This window comes from Sporosarcina sp. CAU 1771 (genome assembly GCF_054482775.1).
The window spans coordinates 1-18,340 of sequence record NZ_JBTLRN010000021.1; the positions used below are offsets into that span (position 1 = coordinate 1).

Here is an 18,340-nt window from a genome sequence, read left to right on the forward strand (position 1 = left end):
TTCCTACTGGAATAATCAAGGGCTCAAAAGTTTATCATCACGTTATGAAGTTTTGCGTCATCAATCTTAATTGAACCGCCGTATACCGAACGGTACGTACGGTGGTGTGAGAGGTCGGGAGTTAATCACTCCCTCCTACTCGATTGATACTATGTTTACGTTTAGAAAGCAGAAGTCCAACCTGCGTCGGCAGTGATTACTGCACCGTTTATGAGGCTTGAATCATCTGATGCAAGGAATAAGGCAATTTGAGCTATTTCCTCAGGTTTACCCATACGTGGAATAAGTCCTTGAACGCCTTGCAAACGTCCAGCGCCAAATTGGCTAACATTCGTCATTGTCGAAGCGATATTCGTTTCAACTCCACCAGGTGCGATGGCATTGCAGCGAATACCGGAATTAGCATACATATATCCTGTGTTTTTAGTGAAGCCGATTACAGCGTGTTTCGAAGCACCATATGCAGCACCGGCGTGAGCACCGTTCAAACCACCTGTTGAGGCAGTGTTTATAATGACTCCTTTACCTTTTTCAAGGAAAATAGGAAGCGCTTTTCGAGTAGCGCGCATAACGCCTTTAGTATTTATGTCAAAAATCAAATCCCATTTTTCATCTGTAATTTCTCCGGCTGGCTCAAATCCGTCCATGATTCCAGCATTATTGACTAGAATGTCTAAAGTTCCATATTCGTTTACTGCCGTATCAATCATATTGTCGATATCTTCTTGACTTGTGACGTTCACTTTCACTGCAGTGGCAGTTCCACCGTTTGATGAAATGCTTTGTACAACTGCTTCTGCACCCTCAAAATTCAAATCTGCAACGATTACATTCGCACCTTCAGAAGCATACAATTCTGCTATCGATTTACCCATTCCGGATGCAGCACCAGTGACTACCGCAACTTTACCTTCTAATCTCATCAATAAAACCCCCTCATAATTAATGAACAAGTGTACACTAGAAGTATAACCCAAAGTTGATAGAATGTTCAATAAACAACTAACCTTGCATAAAGAGAAGTCATGTTTCGCTATATTTTGATTATAAGATAAGTACAAGTTAAGACTAAACTCGGTTGTTGTCCGCTTTCCATACTTGGATTGCTTTTTTTATTTCATCTGGAGAAAGGTTTTCTGCTATCGTTCGGTCAACTAACGCAATAAATTCCTCATCAGGTGCGAATCGAAGTGCAATCAATTGTGCCAAAGTGATGCTGGGATCGATTCTTTTTGAAGTGAGCATAAAATAGCGAAGTTGCTCCTCGGTTCGGATTAACCGATCTTGAAGTTGAAGGGCATACCTACGTGAGAAAATCCCTGGTAGTATTGCTAAAAAGGTAACTGCTAGTAAAAGCAGTGATCCAAAAGTGAAAATACCATTTATCATCTGATAAATTGAATACCCCATTACCGACAGTAATAAAATGAAACTCAATGGTAACCAAATGTAATGCTGTAGTACGGTGTACTGTGTATGTTTCTCATACGATTGCTCTTTCATTTAAACACCTCCGTATACCTATAAGGGTATTATAAACTCCAGATTACGATTTAGCTAGAATCCAGCTTAAAAGCCCAAAGATTCTATACTTTATAAAGAAAAACCTGCCATTTATAAAAGGTAGGTTTTGACGTACATAGTTATTAAATTGAAGCTTCGTAGATTGATTGTACTGCTTTTTCAAGAGTAGTGTTAAACTCATCATCGGATTGGTTTACATTTAAGTCTTGGCTTAAAGCTCTAGAGAAACTTGCAATCAGTCCATCGTTTTGCCTCAGTTTTTCATTGGCTACTTCTGTTGAGTAACCACCTGAGAGCGCAACGACTCGCACAACTCTTGGATGATCAATGAGTTCTTTATACAAATTCGCCTTGCTAGGAATCGTTAGTTTTAGCATTACGTTTTGGTTGTCATTCAACTCATTTAGTTCGTTAAGAAGTTCTGCTTTTAGGAGTGTTTCACAAGCCTCTTTTTCCAAACTCGTTATATCAACTTCAGGTTCAATAATTGGAACGAGGCCAGCAGCTAGAACTTGTTTTCCAACTTCAAACTGCTGTTTAACGACAGCCTGAATCCCTTCAGCATTTGCTTCTTTTATAACAGAACGCATTTTTGTACCAAAAATATTACGTTCGTTTGCACGTGTTAAAAGTTCATCTAAATCTGTGAGTGGCTTCATCAGTTGCACGCCATTTGCATCTTCAGCAAGTCCTTTGTCTATTTTGAGAAAAGGAACAATGCCTTTCTTTTCAGCTAAATAATCACCAGTATACATATCTTCAATTTTACGATCCATCGTTTGTTCAAATAAAATAGCTCCGAGGATATGGTCTGCATTAAATGCAGACGAAGTAATAATTCGAGTACGCATTTCGTGTACTAAGTCGAACATTTCATCTTCGTTTGAAAAAGAACTTTCAGACACACCGTAAGCTGCTAATGCTTTTGGTGTACTCCCACCGCTTTGATCGAGCGCGGCGATAAACCCTTTACCGTTTTGTACCTTTTCAAATTGTTCTACATTCATTAAGCTCACTCCTAATTCATAGTTGGTAGTTTCCAAGAGAAATCATATGGAGATTAACGGGAATCCGTTAAGCTATCTACCATTTTACCACATTATGAAAGAAGTCTCCTCCTAAAAGGGTTTAATTCCAAATCGTTACCAAACTTACTTAAGTAGTAAGTTGTTTTTCAGGGACGTCGCTATTCTTATTTTTAACAACGATGGATAAAGAAATCGCTGCACAGATGAAGGCAATTACGACGAGGACACTACCTACAGCAGGCATTAATGTGACATCTCCAGTTTGACCAAAAGCAATTCCACCCACACCTGAACCAAGAGCAATTCCGACTTGTAAAGCGGAGTTGTTAAAGCTCTGGTGAAGATCTGATGAAACGGGATCACTTTTAATAATGTAATCCTGTTGCGGCGGAGCAAGAGCCCAGCTAAGCGCACCCCAAACCATCATTGCAATGATAAAGAGAGGGAGAGAAAATGTGAAATAAGGTAGAATAAATAAACTTATTGCAAAAGCGCCTAAAATGAATAAAATACTTTTCGTCGATCCAATCCAAGTAGCCAATTGTCCTCCAAATGCGCCACCACTCATTGCTGCAATACCGAATAAGAAGTAAAAAATACTAATCCAATACGGATTTAGTTGCATTGTTGTTTCAAGGAATGGCGTGAAGTATGCGTAGACTGTGTAGTGACCTGCCAACATGAACATTGTCGCCAGATGGGCAAAGAAAATCTTTTTATTCGCCAATGCTTTTAATTGGGAAGAAAGGGATTGTACGTTGCCGGTAGGTATTTTTTCAAGAAATTTAGTGACGAGTAAGATTGAAATAAGTGAAAGAATTGCAATACCTAAAAACACAAAACGCCATCCAAATGCGTTTGTAATAATAATTCCGATTGGAACACCGAGTACGAGTGAGGAACTAATCCCCATGAAAATTAATCCGAGTGCTTTTGCACGGTGTGTAGGTTTTGAAATACGTGCCGTAATCGTTAAAGAAAGAACGATAACTAGTGCAGCACTTGCTGCCGTCAAGACTCTTGCAGCCATGACAAGTGCAAATGTTGGACTGAAAAAGGTGAACACATTCCCTATAAAGAATACGGTTAATGAAATGAGGTAAAGTTTTTTTCGTTCTACTTTTGAGGTTAGTGAGAGTAGAACCGGTCCAGAAACAGCATAGACCAATGCAAAAACTGTAATTAGTTGACCAGCGGATGCAATTGAAACTTGTAAATCTTCCGCGATGACGGGTAAAATTCCTCCGACGATCAACTCAACTAAACCGACTGTAATTGCTGAAATAGCTAATAAATATACGCGTTTATCCAAAAAAATTCCTCCTGCTAGGTACGACAGACCCGTTTTTAAACACAAAAAAATCCGATTACAAAAATACTTTTGTAATCAGGATTTAACGGTTCCTGGTAGAGACCCTCGAACCATATTATCGAGGTTATACATGACGATTTCTATAATGAAATTTTCTATCCCTTAATTTATCATGATTGGTGCTCTATTGCAAGTGTGGGGGAGTCCTATTTGCGTTGTGGGAGCAAAGTGAAGCGTTGCGGGAATAAAGAGCAACGATACGGGAGCAAATCAATCCGATACGGGAATAAATCAACCCGATACGGGAATAAATGTCGCGTTGCGGGAGCAAAGAAACAATTGAGCGCGAAACGAAAAAACTGTGACATAGTATTCAACAAGAGCAGAACTCGGGACTTTTCATGCCAAACAACATGATTTACATCCACTTTTTAGAAGCGTATACTGAGTATATGGTTAGCTAGATTAACTATTATTCGTTAACAATAAATGAGGTGGGAATATGAGTGTAGAACAGCAATTTTTTAGGAGTTATATCAAACTGTATCGTCCCATCGTGAATCAGTTAAATACGATCCTCTTAAGATATGACTTGTTTAATGCACAATGGACAGTACTAAACATTCTATCCCGGGAGGGGGAAATGACTTCCGTAGACATTGCTGATCGATTGATGGTTGAAAAACCTTCGATCGCAAAAGTTGTGAAAAAGCTTCATGAAATTGGCTATATAGAAGTTTCACAAGGTACTGACAAACGTGAAAAGCTATTAAGTCTTTCCACTGAAGGGCAGCGAATTACAGAAGCGATACGAAGCGAGCTTCAACCCGTTTATGAAAGAATTCTAAAGGGTATTGCTACTGAAGATATGGAAAAAGCAAAGTTGTTACTGGATGCAGCATATAAAAATCTAATGAACTAATACAAAGAAGGTAATCGAATGAAAGATAAGCAAACACTATGGACAAAAGATTTTATTTTTATAGCCATCACAAATTTTTTCTTAATGATTGTTATGTACATGCTCATTGTAACAATTGTGCCTTTTGCAGTTGATGAATACGGTGCATCATCAAGTATGGCCGGCCTGGTTTCTGGAATATTTATTATCGGGACATTGGCAGCACGAATCGTTACAGGGCGGTTCATCGCGAGTGTTGGAAGTCGAAAAATATTATTTGTCGGCCTGCTCATTTCAATTGGAGCGACTGCACTCTACTTTGCGGCGCATACATTGCCGCTGTTACTACTCGTAAGGTTTATCCATGGAATTGGTTTAGGTGTTGCTTCAACTGCAACGGGGACTATGATTGCGCAAATCATTCCCCCGTCAAGACGAGGAGAGGGAATCGGCTATTTTAGTTTAAGCTCCGTTCTTGCGACAGCAATTGGACCATTTCTAGGCATCTACTTGAGCCAACATATTAATTTTAGTTGGTTGTTTTACTTAAGTTTGGTGCTTAGTATTATTGGACTTATTATGTTTTTCTTTGTAGAGAAACAGCCAATTGAAGAAAGAATAGCTCAAGGTACAAGTGAGAAATCACCACGAGGACTCTCAAACTACATAGAAAAGTCGGCCATTCCAATTGCGGTAATCACTTTACTCGCAGGTGCTGGCTATTCGGGTGTATTATCGTTTTTATCCTTCTATGCTATAGAAGCTAACTTTGTCGATGCAGCAAGTTTTTTCTTCCTCATTTATGCAATCGCAGTTTTATTTTCTAGACCTTTTTCTGGGAAATTACTGGATCGAAAAGGTGGTACATTCGTAATCGTACCTTCTCTCATCTTATTTGCGGGTGGACTTCTATTGTTGAGTCAAACACAAACAGGTTTTGTTTTACTTGTATCGGGTGCGCTTATTGGTCTAGGTTTTGGGAATTTCCAGTCATGCGCACAAGCCATATCTTTAAATGGAGTACCCCCTCATAGGATGGGTGTAGCAACGTCTACGTTTTATATTTTTTTAGATTTCGGATTCGGTTTTGGACCGTATTTCCTCGGAAACATTGCAGCAGCTTATGGGTACCGAAATTTATATGTAATCCTCGCCGGGCTCATTGTTTTTGCGTTAGTACTTTATTTAATTTTACAACGCCCAAAAAGTCCTACTGTAAATTAATAAGGAAAAGCAATCTGAAATGAGTTACAATAAATGTAAGTAGATCTATTAATCATAGAAATAAGAGCAAAAATCACATCTTTTCATCGAAAGGAAGTTTAAGTAGATATGGGTGAATATAAAAATATTTTAGTCGCAGTAGACGGTTCAAGAGAAGCCGAAGATGCTTTGAATAAATCAATTGAGTTTGCAAAAGAATCGGAACACACAACTCTGCACATAGTCTATGTAATCGATGATACGCTCCTTGGGGAAGATGAACTATCAACAATTCAAACAGATCAAATTAACTCTGAAAAGCTATTGAATGGGTATAAAGTGAAGGCTCAAAATGAAGGAGTTAAAAACGTTGAAGTGATTATTTCAAGTGGTTCTCCACAAAAGATAATTACGGAAGAAATCGCCCGTCTAGTGAAAGCAGATTTGATTATTTGCGGTGCCACAGGATTAAAAGGTGTAGAAAAATTCTTTTTAGGATCCGTTTCAGAAGCCATTGTACGTACAGCGAATTGTGACGTTTTGGTCAGTCGTAAAAATGCCTGAAGATTTTAGTACGGTTTCGATTAGGTGAGAAGTCTAAAACTATAATAAACAGCAAGAGAGAGTCCTAATTTGGACTCTTTCTTGCTGTTTATTAACTATGAAACTAGTCGTTGTTCGCCATTTCCATAACTGCAAAATAATTTTGTTCATTATCCGCAAAGTTAAATACCTTTCCTGAAGGCATAGTTATTATTTCTCCCACAGTCACCTTTTTATTTGAAAGAGTGTCGTGAAACGCATCGAGATTTTCTGTGAAAAACATTAACGAAGGTGTGCCAAGATTCATTTCTGGTTCCATTTCTGCAATCAATTTCTTATTGTGAAGAACCAAGCTCGTTCCGGCTTCTTTTGATGGTGCGATTTCGATCCATCTCATGCCTTGTCCATCATCATCTTCTGAAATTACGACAAACCCTACTTTTTCTGTCCAAAAATCCACAGCCTCATCTTGATAATCTACATACAGCATTACTTCCCCGATTTTATGAATCATAGTTACTCCTCCTCTTGTGATGAATTCCCCGGACGATTGTTAATTTGTTACTACAATTATATCAGAAATTTCAGAAGGTTAAGCATAGAAAGAGTATTTTGTGTTGAGTAGTGGAGAGTATTAATGGTGTATTATGTATATATATGTTTTAACCTATTAATTTATTGAATTAGAATAAATGGTAAAAGAATAGTACTTGTAAACAGATGTGGAGGAAACCCGAAATGAAGCGAATAAAATCAGTCGAAGAATGGCAAACTCTGTTAGATAATTCTACGGAGCAACCTTTTCTTTTATTCAAATTAAGTATGACATGCTTCAGTAGTATAACCGCAAAAAAAGAATTACAGGCCCTCGAGACGGATCTGCCGATTTATGTAGTTATTGTACAGATGGATAAGAAAGTTTCGAAAACGATTGAAATCGATTTAGAGGTAAAACACGAATCCCCACAATTATTAATTCTGAAAAACGGAAGGGCCGTTTGGCAAGCCACACATTATCACATTAAAAAAAGTGTTGTTGAGGAAGCGGTTGAATCGTATTCCTGAAGGTTTTTTATGGTATTATTAGAATTGCTAGGTACGTATTTAGTTCAATACAAGAAGCTGTTTTTGAGAAATAGAATTGGAAAGATAGGGCAGGTGTCGTTTTTGTGTTCAGAAGACAGAAGAATTCAAGTGTGAAAATATTGACCAAAGAAGCAAATACTACGTTGTATACACCAAGTGGATCAGATATTGAAAAACAAGTAAAAATGATTGCATTAACAGATGAAGATCTTCGCATCATACATAATTTACAACCGTTTGTTACGGAAGAGATAGAAAACATCGTGGATCAATTTTATGAAAATTTAACGAACGAAGCCTCGTTAATGAAAATCATTACGGATAATAGTTCCGTTGAACGCCTAAGACAAACACTAATGCGTCACATTTCGGAAATGTTTGAAGGAGTTATTAACGAGGAATACGTTGGGAAAAGAATTCGTATTGCTCAGATTCATGTTCGGATAGGCTTGAAAACCAAGTGGTATATGTCTGCTTTTCAAGATCTACTTCTTTCTCTTATGACAATCATTGATAAGAATATAATGGATAGAGAAGAATATATGTTGGCAATTAAGGCAGTAACGAAAATATTAAACATCGAACAGCAACTCGTACTTGAAGCATATGATGATGAAATTGATCGCATTAGAAACCAAGCGGAAGACGAACAACAATCCATCCGAAATATGGTAGCTAGCGCCGCGGAAAACCTTGCTGCTGTATCTGAAGAAACAAATGCATCCTTTCATCAATTGACATATCAGTCATCAGAAATAATAAACTCGGCGAATAAAGGGATTGAATTGTCAAATCTTGCAGAAGATCGAGCCGGAAATGGAAAAAAACAGCTCGTTATTCAAACTGCAAATATGAACAATATTAACTATTTTGTTAATGATATTTCAGAAGATGTTAAAGCTCTTATCGATATATCGACTCGCATGCAAGGGATTACACAAATCATTACAGGGATTGCTGAACAAACGAATCTACTAGCTTTGAACGCAGCAATTGAAGCAGCGCGTGCTGGAGAAGCAGGAAGAGGTTTTGCCGTAGTAGCTGGAGAAGTACGGAAACTTTCGGAAGAGACGAAAAAGTCGTTAACGAATGTCTCTACATTAATTAGAGATACGAATTCTCAATCGGAGAAGCTTACGTTATCGATTGGGAAAATTAGAGATGCTGTGAATGAAGGAAATGACAGCACTAAAGAAACCAATGATCATTTTGAAGAAATATTAAAGACGATGAATGAAACGAAATTCCAAAACAATAAAATTGAGCAAGAGCTCGATTCTTTTCTTCAAGTAGTGAAAGAATTAGGAGTCGCATTTGAAGAAGTGGCTAATTCTGCAGATGGCCTTACAGCAATCACCCAAGAAATGGCTTAATAAATCAATATAGTAAAAAGATATGTAGACATCCACGCTAAAAAGCTTGGGTGTTTTTTTAATGAAAAACATAAGAAACCTTTTTTGGGGCAACTTAATAGTTAATCAAAAGTTGCTTGAGGTGATAAGGATGATTATTGAAAAGTCTACGATATGGAAAGAAGGCTTTATTGAACGGTTGGAAAGTCGGAAAGCTTGGGACAATTGGGCATTGTATTCAATGGCTTATAACAACACCAAAACGAATTTAATAACAGAATTTAATGGTCTTCAATCAATTAAATATTTGCCTGATTTTACGCCACTAGAACACCAATTAAGAGTTGCAGAAACGGTTATTGAAAGAATGAATGGAAAAGCAATTCTTGCAGATGAAGTTGGTTTAGGTAAAACAATTGAGGCGGGTCTAATTCTGAAGGAGTACTTGGTTCGAGGACTCGTGAAAAAAGCACTCATTCTCGTACCCGCATCCCTTGTCAATCAATGGATAGATGAGTTGAATCAAAAATTTCATATTCCAGCTATGCAGTATCGGAAAAACTACGATTTGAATACATGTTCAATTGTAGTCATGAGTTTGGATATGGCGAAAAGAAGCCCACATAAGGAGAAAATTTATGAACAAGCATACGATTTAATAATAATAGACGAAGCACATAAATTAAAAAATCATAAAACGAAAAACTATGAATTTGTTCAACATTTAAAGAAAAGGTTTTGTTTATTATTAACAGCAACACCAATCCAAAATAACATCTTCGAATTGTTTCATCTTATTTCATTACTTAAGCCGGGTCATCTAGGTAATTACGACACATTTCAAACCGTGTTTTCTACAAGTAAACACAAAGTGGAACATGAAGAATACTTGAAAGAGCTTGTATCTCAAGTAATGGTCAGAAATAGAAGAGAAGATACAGGAATTGAATGGAAGGGTCGGCATGTTCAAATTTTACCCCTTTCCTTCACGCCTGAGGAACAAGAAATATACGAAATGATCACTGAACTACCGCAAATTTCTTCCGAATTTTCAAATGCATTTTCAATTATTACGTTGCAAAGAGAGCTTTGCAGCAGTAAAGAAGCGACTATTCTAACGTTAACCCAAATGCTTGAAAAATGTGTAGAACCGGATGTTATCGCTTATGTAGAAAAAATACTTCGAAAATTAGGGTGCCTAGAAATTCATTCAAAAGCAGAAAAAGCGTATGAAATTATTGCACAGGCAAACGATAAGGTCATCCTCTTCACAGAATATAAGGCTAGCCAAACTTATTTACAGGAATATTTGTGGTCGAAGGGGATTAGCAGTGTGCTTTTTAATGGTAAGTTCAGCAAGAACAAACGTGAATGGATGAAACAATTATTTAAAGAACAGGCACAAGTTTTAATAGCGACAGAGTCCGGGAGTGAAGGGATTAACCTTCAATTTTGCCATCACGTAATTAACTACGATTTGCCGTGGAATCCGATGAAGTTGGAACAGCGAATTGGACGTGTTCATCGTTTGGGACAAAAAAATGATGTTCATATTTATAATCTGGCCATTCAGAATACGGTTGAAGATCATATACTAGAATTACTTTATGCGAAAATCGATGTTTTTGAACAAGTTGTCGGCGAGCTGGATGATATATTAACTGCATTCAAAAAAACGATTTGAAGGAGGTTCTACATGGTTCCCGAGCAAATCCATTCCTATATAAGTCGATTTTTCACGGAGAACAACTGTCAAATACTATCTAAGAACAATCATTATATTGAGGTTCAGTTAACGGTTGAGATGGATAAAAAAATAATGAATCGCCCCTTTTATTGGAGTTATATTGAAAGCATTGGCGAGGTTCCCAATCCAGCACGAATTACGATGATTACAAATAAGAATAAGTTAGAGGAAGACGTTCGAGGTGAATTGGTACACATTGGGTCCCCTCGGTTAAGCCAGCTGTTTGCTGTTACAAAAGAAATGGGATCTTTTGTACAAATGTATGAACATGGAATCGGTCAAACAGATAGACAACTAATATTAACGCCTTGGTTGGGTGTGAATTATAAAGTAGCCTATTGTAGCGATCAAACGAAAGAAATGCTTTTCTCATACGGTTTAAACTTGATGACTGGTCAGGTTGTAGAGGATTTTCAGGAATCAATTTGTGAATTAAATTTACATGCAAACATACCCTCAAACACTTTTCACTTACCTTATACTATTACACCAATCCGTGCACTTGAACGATTGGAGGCGATTGTAGATAACTTCATTGAACAAGAGAGTCACGAGTGGGTTGAAAAAGCAAAAGTGAAATATAAAAAGGATAGGCTCGTACTGGAATACTTTTATGAGGGAGTAGAAGATAAACCTGAGTGTTATGAGGTTGAAAAACAGGCAATGGAACAGCAATACAAACAAGTAATTAAGATTGATATTGTAAATGGAGGTCTGTTTTATTTATTAAATGGCTCTGTTAAATAACTTTGTTGAGTGTTGATAAATTATATGTACATTCTTTGTAGAGTGGAGTGGACATCGTAAAAATATCGCTTCGGCGCTTGGTGATGGCCTCCCGTAGTAAGCCCGTCAGAAAGATCACTGTCGGTCTTACTACTTCGGCTCACACTTGTCGCTTCTGCGCTGGATCGTTTGGATTCAAGGTTAGAGACGTCGAGGTAGTGGGATAAGAGATTTTTATACACTTGCCAGTTGATTGAAGTGGAAGACGGCGACTCCGGGAGGACAGCAGGTCAGGTGAAACAACAACGGGTTGGTCCACCGGCTGCCCTCCGGAACGGGTCAGGGAAAGATTGAACTTTATTTTTCCGCTTTTCGGGTCTGAAACGGAAATCAACAGCACTATTGTTTACTAAGTATTATCCACATTATTATTTAATGATATTAAATAATGGACAACATTAACGAACTCTTGAAACGTACGTAAACATGAAATGAAGACGAATCGTCAATCATTCGTCTTCGCTTCTGAAAAGTATGCTTTTTATTTTTTACTGGATTTGTCATTTTCATTTTTAATCTCAAATTCAATACCGAATTCTCCGTTCTGTTTATGTGTTGATGATTGATTGTTACTGTTGCTGTTCTTGTTTTCTTTGTAGGTTTTAAATGGGTTATGGTTTCTCTCGTTCATTGTTTTGTTGCTGTTTTTATTATTGGTCATTAGGGTTCACCTCCAATTCTATTAATGTGCACCGTTTCGCCATTTTTATTCGTAAAGAGACAACTTTAAAGAAGTCCTTTCAAGCTTCATCTTTTAGTGAATGGGGTATAATAAACAAACAAGTTAAGTTAATTTAAAAGAAGATGCATATGAAGAGAGGAGCTTCCAATGTCACCTAATAATATAAAAGCTGAAGTAGGTTGGAATTTCAACAACACGTACAATCAACTTCCAAATCTATTTTTCAGCGAAATGAGTCCTAATTTAGTAGAAATGCCAAAGTTGGTCCTACTTAACGATGCCTTGGCAATGGAACTTGGTTTAAATCCGGAGGAACTAAAAAGAAAAGGAAGTATAGCTGTTCTTGCGGGAAATGATTTCCCTGAAGGTGCACAACCGTTAGCCCAGGCCTATGCAGGGCATCAGTTTGGCAATTTTACAATGCTCGGAGACGGTAGGGCAACGCTAATCGGCGAACAGATAACGCCTAACGGGAAACGATTGGATATCCAATTGAAAGGTTCGGGAAGAACACCATTTTCACGTGGGGGAGACGGTCGAGCAGCGCTAGGGCCAATGCTGCGTGAATATATTATGAGTGAAGCAATGCATGGACTTGGTATACCTACAACTCGGAGCCTTGCGGTTGTTACTACGGGGGAGTCCATCCTCCGTGAAACGAAATTACCGGGTGCGATTTTAACTCGAATCGGAGAAAGTCACTTACGTTTTGGAACCTTTCAATATGCCGCCAAGTGGGGGACTGAACAAGAACTTAAGGAACTAGCTGACTATGCAATTGATCGCCATTTCCCAGAAATAAAGGAAGATAAAAATCCATATTTATCATTCCTTCAAAAAGTAGAGGAGCGGCACATTTCATTAGTCGTAAAATGGCAGTCCGTAGGTTTTATACACGGAGTTATGAATACCGATAATATGACAATTAGTGGAGAAACAATTGATTATGGACCATGTGCATTTATGGATACGTACGATCCAGCAACTGTCTTTAGCTCCATTGACGCTCAAAAACGATATGCTTATGGGAACCAACCAACGATTGTTCGATGGAATTTAGCTCGATTTGCTGAAACACTGATCCCTCTTTTACATGAAGAAGAAACAGAAGCGATTCGACTCGCACAAGAAGTCATAGAGGATTTCCCTAAGCATTATCAGGTTAAATGGCTATCTGAAATGCGTTTGAAACTTGGTTTATTAATCGAGGACGATGAAGATGAAAAGCTTATAGAAGGTTTGCTTTCAATGATGAAGAAAAAGAAAGCGGATTATACGAATACATTTCGTGCGCTTACTCTTAATCAACTAGAGGACATAGCACTTTTCAAAACAGAAGAGTTTAAAGAGTGGCATGAAGCATGGAGAAATAGAGTTCGTATGCAATCTCTAACGGAAGATGAAACGTATGAATTGATGCGTATGCATAATCCAGCCATCATACCGCGAAATCATCGGGTAGAAGCTGCGCTTGAAGCAGCAATGGACTCCAATTACGAAGTACTACAGAATTTCTTGCATGTCTTAACTGACCCTTACGCATACAGTCCAGAACAAGAAGGCTACACGAATCCACCTAATCCGGGCGGACTTTATCAAACATTTTGTGGAACTTGATAGCCTTTTATTAAATAAAAAAAGCCGATTCACCTTCGCATTGAAGATGAATCGGCTTTTTAGCGTTTATTTCATAAAAGTACCTAAGAATAAAGTGATCGAAGGAATAAACGAGATGATTAGAATATCCAAGATCATAATAATTAGGAAAGGTATAATCGCCTTAACTACACCTTCAAATTTGGTTCCAGCTATGTTTGCGGCTATGAATAAGTTCAGACCTACTGGAGGTGTGATGAATCCAATTGCCAAGTTGAAGATCATAATGATTCCGAAATGTACCAAGTCGATGCCTAACGCACTTACGATAGGTACGAGGATTGGCGTCAAAATGATAATCGCAGCTGACGTTTCTAAAAATGTTCCGATGAAAAGGAGTAAAACGTTAATTATAAGTAATGCGATAATCCAGTTTTGAGTTAAACCGAGTACAGTTTCGGTTAATTCTCTTGGGATACGAGCTCTTGTTAAGTAATAGCCAAATATAGAGGCTCCAGCAATAATAAACATAATAACTGCAGAAACAACGACTGAGGAAGATAAAATCTCTACTAAGTCTTTTAATTTAATTTCTCTATAGATGAATACCCCAACAATAAGACCGTAAAATACCGCAACTACGGCTGCTTCAGTTGGTGTGAAAATTCCACCGTAAATCCCGCCTAAAATAATAACCGGCATGAGTAAAGCTAAAAATGCATCGGCGAACGCTTTTATAAACTCCATAAAAGTAAACTTTTCTCCACCGCCATACCCTTTGATAAGTGAAATAACATATACAAGAAGTACAAGTGATAAAACAACGAGTAATCCTGGAACGATTCCAGCAATGAAAAGGGAACTGATCGAGACTCCAGCAGATACTCCATATAATACTAAAGGAACGCTGGGTGGAATCATAACCCCAATTGTTCCTCCCGCAGCTTGTACAGCTGTAGAGAAGTTTTTATCATAGCCTTTTTTCACCATCGCAGGAATAAGGAGTGAACCGACTGCTGCGGTTGTTGCTGCAGCGGATCCTGATATTGCTGCGAAAAATGCACAAGCGATAATAGATACAATTGCGAGTCCGCCAGTTACACGACCAAACATGACATTCGCTAAATGAATTAACCTTTGAGAAATTCCTCCACTTTCCATTAGCTTACCGGCGAGTATAAAGAAAGGGATTGCAAGTAGTGGGAATGAGGCAACAGAGTTAAACATTCTTTGCATAAGTACGATTAAAGAAACTTGCCCATCTACTAAAAATACAATTGAAGACGCCATTCCTAATGAAACCGCTATGGGAACACCGATGATAAAAAGAAGTCCGAGCATCGCAAATAAGAGGACTGTCATTCTTCAATCGCCTCCGTCCTTAAATCCTTCACTAATAGGTGGATGAGATTGATGATTAAGAAGAGTCCACTTAGAGGAATGACCAAGTAAATCAGACCCATAGGAATTTTCATTACTGGAGATGTTTGACTCATTGATGATTGCACAAGGTCGTAACCTTGAATGATTAATATTATGTAAAATGAAAAACTTGCAATCGCTGCAATGACTAAGAATACTTTCTTAAGCGATGCTGGAAAGCGATCAACAAAAAAGTCGACCCCAATATGAGCCTTTAATGAGAGTGCATATGCTGCCCCTAAAAAAGTGATCCAAACTAGACAGTATACAGCTAATTCTTCTGACCAAGAAAGTGGCAATTCTAACACAAACCTGAAAATTACTTGAGCAAAAACAGCCAATGATAGCACTGCCATTATTACGTTTAAAAAATGTTTCATGGTAAAATTCATATATCCTACAAATTTGTCCAAGTAGATCCCTCCTCAACATAAAGAAAATTCTAAAAATTGTTGAGCCGCAGTATTCCTTTTAGGTTATCCACGTACTACTAGTTTCTAGAGTTATAAAAAAGGGAGAAGACTCTCCCTTTTTAAATGTTCATATTATTCTTGTGCAGCAATGATTTCGTTTAATAGATCTTGGTATTCAACCATTGAATAGATTGGCTTAACTGCTTCTTGGAAAGGAGCAATGTCAACATCATCAATAATTTCAACACCGTTTTCTACCAATACTTTAAGTGATTCTTTTTCCATTTCTACAATTAGATCACGTTCTTTAGAACCTGCTTTTTGTCCTTCTTCAACAACAATTTTAGCTAGGTCTTCAGGAAGCTTATCGTATGATTTTTGACTCATCATATACATTGCAACAGAGTATACGTGACCTGTTAATGTCATGTATTTTTGTTTTGATTCATATAATTTAAATTGGTCTGCAACAATTGCAGGGTTTTCTTGTGCATCAACAACACCTTGTTGTAAACCAGTTAGTGCTTCAGTCCAAGCCATAGGAGTTGGAAGTGCGCCAAGTTCCTTAAATGCTGCAAGGTGAATTTCGTTTTCTTGCGTTCTAATTTTAATTCCTTTTAGATCTTCAGGTGAATTGATAGGGTGCTTTGAGTTTGTGATGTGACGGTATCCGTTTTCTCCCCATGAAAGACCGATGATTCCGTTGTCTTTCAACTTTCCAAATAAACTTTCACCAATCTCACCTTCAAGTACTTTAACAGCAGACTCGCGGTCTTTGAAGATAAATGGAACGTCTAGTACAGCTAGCTCAGGCACAAAGTTTGTTACTGGAGCTGTAGATGACATAACTAGGTCAACAGTTCCAAGTGTCATACCTTCAGTCAATTCTCTTTCAGCACCGATTTCTGAGTTAGCAAATACTTCGATTGTTACACGGCCATCCGTACGTTCGTTAACGTTTTTAGCCATTTCAAGGAAACCAAGGTGGTACGGGTGGTCTTCAGGTAAAGAGTGACCTGCTTGAAGTGTGAACTTCTCTTCAGAATTACCTTCATCTTTTGATCCTGAATCCGTACTATCCGTATCTTTTGAATCTGAACAACCTGCAATTACAAGCATAAGCATTGCAATTACCATTAAAAAACCAAACTTCTTCTTCAACATGTACTTGTTCCCCCTAATTCTTTTCTAAATAATTGTGTTTCAACTCATTTTCCTGGATCTAATCTATTTAATGAATCCAGTACTTTCGAATTGTCTCAAGTTGCAAGGCGAATAATTGAAATGGAATCTACCTTTCAATATTTCCTTATTAAGTGCAAATCCACTTGCGCTCAATAAAAGTAATTATACTATAAGAATCAAAGATTTCAATGTATTCCTTCAATAAATACAGTAATTTTTAAGCAATTCAACTTATTTGTAACATTTGCGCTCTAATTCTATTTTATATCCCTTGAGCAGCTGTTAACTTTTTCACCGTTTCAAATAAAATATCTGTCCCTTTTGCAAGATGTTCTGCGTCGGACCACTCTTCAGGACAATGGCTAAGTCCATCCCTGCTCGGGACAAATAACATGCCACAAGCTGTAAAATCGGAAAAAACCATCGCATCATGGCCAGCTCCACTATTGATCATGCAGTTCGAAATTTCAAGAAAGTCACTTGATTCCTTTAGAAGTGAGATGACTTCTTCATTTAACTTTTTTGGAGCTACATAAAGGGGTTGCTCTACAGAAGTCTGAATTCCATTTCCATTCGCGGAGGAAATCAATTCTTTAACTTTTGTTGTAGCGTCTAGCATATATTCTTCTTGGCCCGCACGAATATCAACCGAAAAGACGACTTTTTCAGGAATCACATTGGCTCCATTTGGGAAGACACTCAGTCGACCTGTTGTGATTACAGCTCCATTTCCTATTTCAGATGCAATCCGTGGGAAGTTTGCAATGAGTTCGGCAGCAGTAACGAGTGCATCGGAACGTCGATCCATCGGTGTCGTGCCGGCATGTCCTGCTCGTCCTTGGACAGTTACCTCAAGTTGAGTAATGCCTACAATCGCTTTGACTACACCAATTTCAACGCCTTTCTCTTCTAATATCGGCCCTTGTTCAATATGGAGCTCTAGGAATGCTCGGATTGTTTCAGGGTTCCGAACCTTTTCTTTAGATGAATCAAGACCGATTTCCGCCATCGCATCGGTTGCAACGATTCCCTTAGTGTCTGTAAATGCATTGAATTCCTCATCTGAAATTAAACCCATCATTCCCCTGGACCCCATTAAGCCACCAGCAAACCGTGAACCTTCTTCTTCAATCATTGCAAGGATTTCGAGCGGATAAGTAGGTTGTAAGTTATGTTCATGGAAGAGTGCTGCAACCTCCAGGCCAACGACTACTCCTGCAGTTCCATCAAAGGCACCACCATTTGGAACAGAGTCAAAATGGGAACCGACGATGACGGAAGGTGCATTTGCAACGGAACCCTCTAATTTGCCAAATATATTACCCAGTCCATCCTCAGTAACTGCTAGTCCATACTCAACCATACGTTCTTTAATGTAAGTTCGAGCTTGTAAATCTTCTTGGCTATAAGTCAGTCTCGTTACCCCTTTGCCTGGTGTGGCTGTAAATTGACTTAATAGAGCAATGTGGTTCTCAATCCGTTTTTGATTAGCTCTCATATTTTCATCCTCCATCTATGTATCATTTTAATTTACTCAATAATTGGCTATACTACTAACAG

17 protein-coding genes, 1 pseudogene and 1 riboswitch are annotated in these 18,340 nt (G+C 38.1%); of the genes and pseudogenes, 8 read left to right on the forward strand and 10 right to left on the reverse strand.

The annotated features are described in order from the left end of the window. Positions 1 to 161 precede the first annotated feature (161 nt). The 4 genes from ACXYMX_RS12795 to ACXYMX_RS12810 form a co-directional block, all read right to left on the reverse strand. Positions 162 to 923, reverse strand: a complete 762-nt coding sequence (locus ACXYMX_RS12795) for an SDR family oxidoreductase (protein ID WP_459044632.1) — start codon at positions 921 to 923, stop codon at positions 162 to 164. A 145-nt stretch (positions 924 to 1,068) separates the two neighbouring features. Then, complete coding sequence (locus tag ACXYMX_RS12800) at positions 1,069 to 1,503, reverse strand: DUF6526 family protein (protein WP_459044633.1); 435 nt, start codon at positions 1,501 to 1,503, stop codon at positions 1,069 to 1,071. Between the two features lie 143 nt (positions 1,504 to 1,646). Further along, on the reverse strand, positions 1,647 to 2,531 hold the full coding sequence (locus ACXYMX_RS12805; RefSeq protein ID WP_459044634.1) for a fructose bisphosphate aldolase: 885 nt from the start codon (positions 2,529 to 2,531) through the stop codon (positions 1,647 to 1,649). 148 nt (positions 2,532 to 2,679) lie between these two features. Next, positions 2,680 to 3,864: an MFS transporter gene (locus tag ACXYMX_RS12810; protein WP_459044635.1), complete on the reverse strand. Its 1,185-nt coding sequence runs from the start codon at positions 3,862 to 3,864 to the stop codon at positions 2,680 to 2,682. A gap of 52 nt (positions 3,865 to 3,916) precedes the next feature. Beyond that, positions 3,917 to 4,016, reverse strand: a riboswitch (purine riboswitch). 350 nt (positions 4,017 to 4,366) lie between these two features. On the opposite strand from ACXYMX_RS12810, the gene ACXYMX_RS12815 reads away from it, so the two are divergent. From ACXYMX_RS12815 to ACXYMX_RS12825, 3 genes are all read left to right on the forward strand, one after another. Continuing rightward, positions 4,367 to 4,786: a MarR family transcriptional regulator gene (locus ACXYMX_RS12815; protein WP_459044636.1), complete on the forward strand. Its 420-nt coding sequence runs from the start codon at positions 4,367 to 4,369 to the stop codon at positions 4,784 to 4,786. 18 nt (positions 4,787 to 4,804) lie between these two features. Further along, positions 4,805 to 5,989: an MFS transporter gene (locus tag ACXYMX_RS12820; protein ID WP_459044637.1), complete on the forward strand. Its 1,185-nt coding sequence runs from the start codon at positions 4,805 to 4,807 to the stop codon at positions 5,987 to 5,989. Positions 5,990 to 6,097: 108 nt separating this feature from the next. Continuing rightward, positions 6,098 to 6,532: a universal stress protein gene (locus ACXYMX_RS12825; RefSeq protein WP_459044638.1), complete on the forward strand. Its 435-nt coding sequence runs from the start codon at positions 6,098 to 6,100 to the stop codon at positions 6,530 to 6,532. Between the two features lie 103 nt (positions 6,533 to 6,635). On the opposite strand, the gene ACXYMX_RS12830 is transcribed toward ACXYMX_RS12825, so the two are convergent. Then, entirely contained in the window at positions 6,636 to 7,025 is a 390-nt protein-coding gene (locus tag ACXYMX_RS12830) for a VOC family protein (protein ID WP_459044639.1), read from the reverse strand. A 224-nt stretch (positions 7,026 to 7,249) separates the two neighbouring features. On the opposite strand from ACXYMX_RS12830, the gene ytxJ reads away from it, so the two are divergent. From ytxJ to ACXYMX_RS12850, 4 genes and pseudogenes are all read left to right on the forward strand, one after another. Continuing rightward, on the forward strand, positions 7,250 to 7,576 hold the full coding sequence (gene ytxJ / locus ACXYMX_RS12835) for a bacillithiol system redox-active protein YtxJ (protein WP_459044640.1): 327 nt from the start codon (positions 7,250 to 7,252) through the stop codon (positions 7,574 to 7,576). A gap of 104 nt (positions 7,577 to 7,680) precedes the next feature. Continuing rightward, positions 7,681 to 8,970, forward strand: coding sequence for a protoglobin domain-containing protein (locus tag ACXYMX_RS12840; protein WP_459044641.1), 1,290 nt, complete (start codon positions 7,681 to 7,683; stop codon positions 8,968 to 8,970). A 130-nt stretch (positions 8,971 to 9,100) separates the two neighbouring features. Beyond that, positions 9,101 to 10,716 (forward strand): annotated as a pseudogene (locus ACXYMX_RS12845) (DEAD/DEAH box helicase). Further along, positions 10,646 to 11,443, forward strand: a complete 798-nt coding sequence (locus tag ACXYMX_RS12850; protein ID WP_459044642.1) for a YqhG family protein — start codon at positions 10,646 to 10,648, stop codon at positions 11,441 to 11,443. Before ACXYMX_RS12845 ends, ACXYMX_RS12850 begins: the two are co-directional and overlap by 71 nt. 520 nt (positions 11,444 to 11,963) lie before the next feature. Here ACXYMX_RS12850 and ACXYMX_RS12855 read toward each other — a convergent pair. Next, positions 11,964 to 12,143, reverse strand: coding sequence for a hypothetical protein (locus ACXYMX_RS12855; protein ID WP_459044643.1), 180 nt, complete (start codon positions 12,141 to 12,143; stop codon positions 11,964 to 11,966). Between the two features lie 168 nt (positions 12,144 to 12,311). Here ACXYMX_RS12855 and ACXYMX_RS12860 point away from each other — a divergent pair, with 168 nt between their 5' ends. Then, positions 12,312 to 13,781: a protein adenylyltransferase SelO gene (locus tag ACXYMX_RS12860; protein ID WP_459044644.1), complete on the forward strand. Its 1,470-nt coding sequence runs from the start codon at positions 12,312 to 12,314 to the stop codon at positions 13,779 to 13,781. Between the two features lie 66 nt (positions 13,782 to 13,847). On the opposite strand, the gene ACXYMX_RS12865 is transcribed toward ACXYMX_RS12860, so the two are convergent. The 4 genes from ACXYMX_RS12865 to ACXYMX_RS12880 form a co-directional block, all read right to left on the reverse strand. Next, a complete protein-coding gene (locus tag ACXYMX_RS12865) occupies positions 13,848 to 15,122 on the reverse strand; it encodes a TRAP transporter large permease (protein WP_459044645.1) in 1,275 nt (424 codons plus the stop codon). Beyond that, the gene (locus ACXYMX_RS12870; protein WP_459044646.1) at positions 15,119 to 15,595 is read right to left on the reverse strand and encodes a TRAP transporter small permease; all 477 of its coding nucleotides are present in this window, start codon (positions 15,593 to 15,595) and stop codon (positions 15,119 to 15,121) included. Before ACXYMX_RS12870 ends, ACXYMX_RS12865 begins: the two co-directional genes overlap by 4 nt. 132 nt (positions 15,596 to 15,727) lie before the next feature. After that, entirely contained in the window at positions 15,728 to 16,759 is a 1,032-nt protein-coding gene (locus ACXYMX_RS12875) for a TRAP transporter substrate-binding protein (RefSeq protein ID WP_459044647.1), read from the reverse strand. Between the two features lie 283 nt (positions 16,760 to 17,042). Further along, positions 17,043 to 18,278 carry an allantoate amidohydrolase gene (locus ACXYMX_RS12880; RefSeq protein ID WP_459044648.1) on the reverse strand — a complete coding sequence of 412 codons (1,236 nt, stop codon included), beginning with the start codon at positions 18,276 to 18,278 and terminating at the stop codon, positions 17,043 to 17,045. Positions 18,279 to 18,340: the final 62 nt, after the last annotated feature.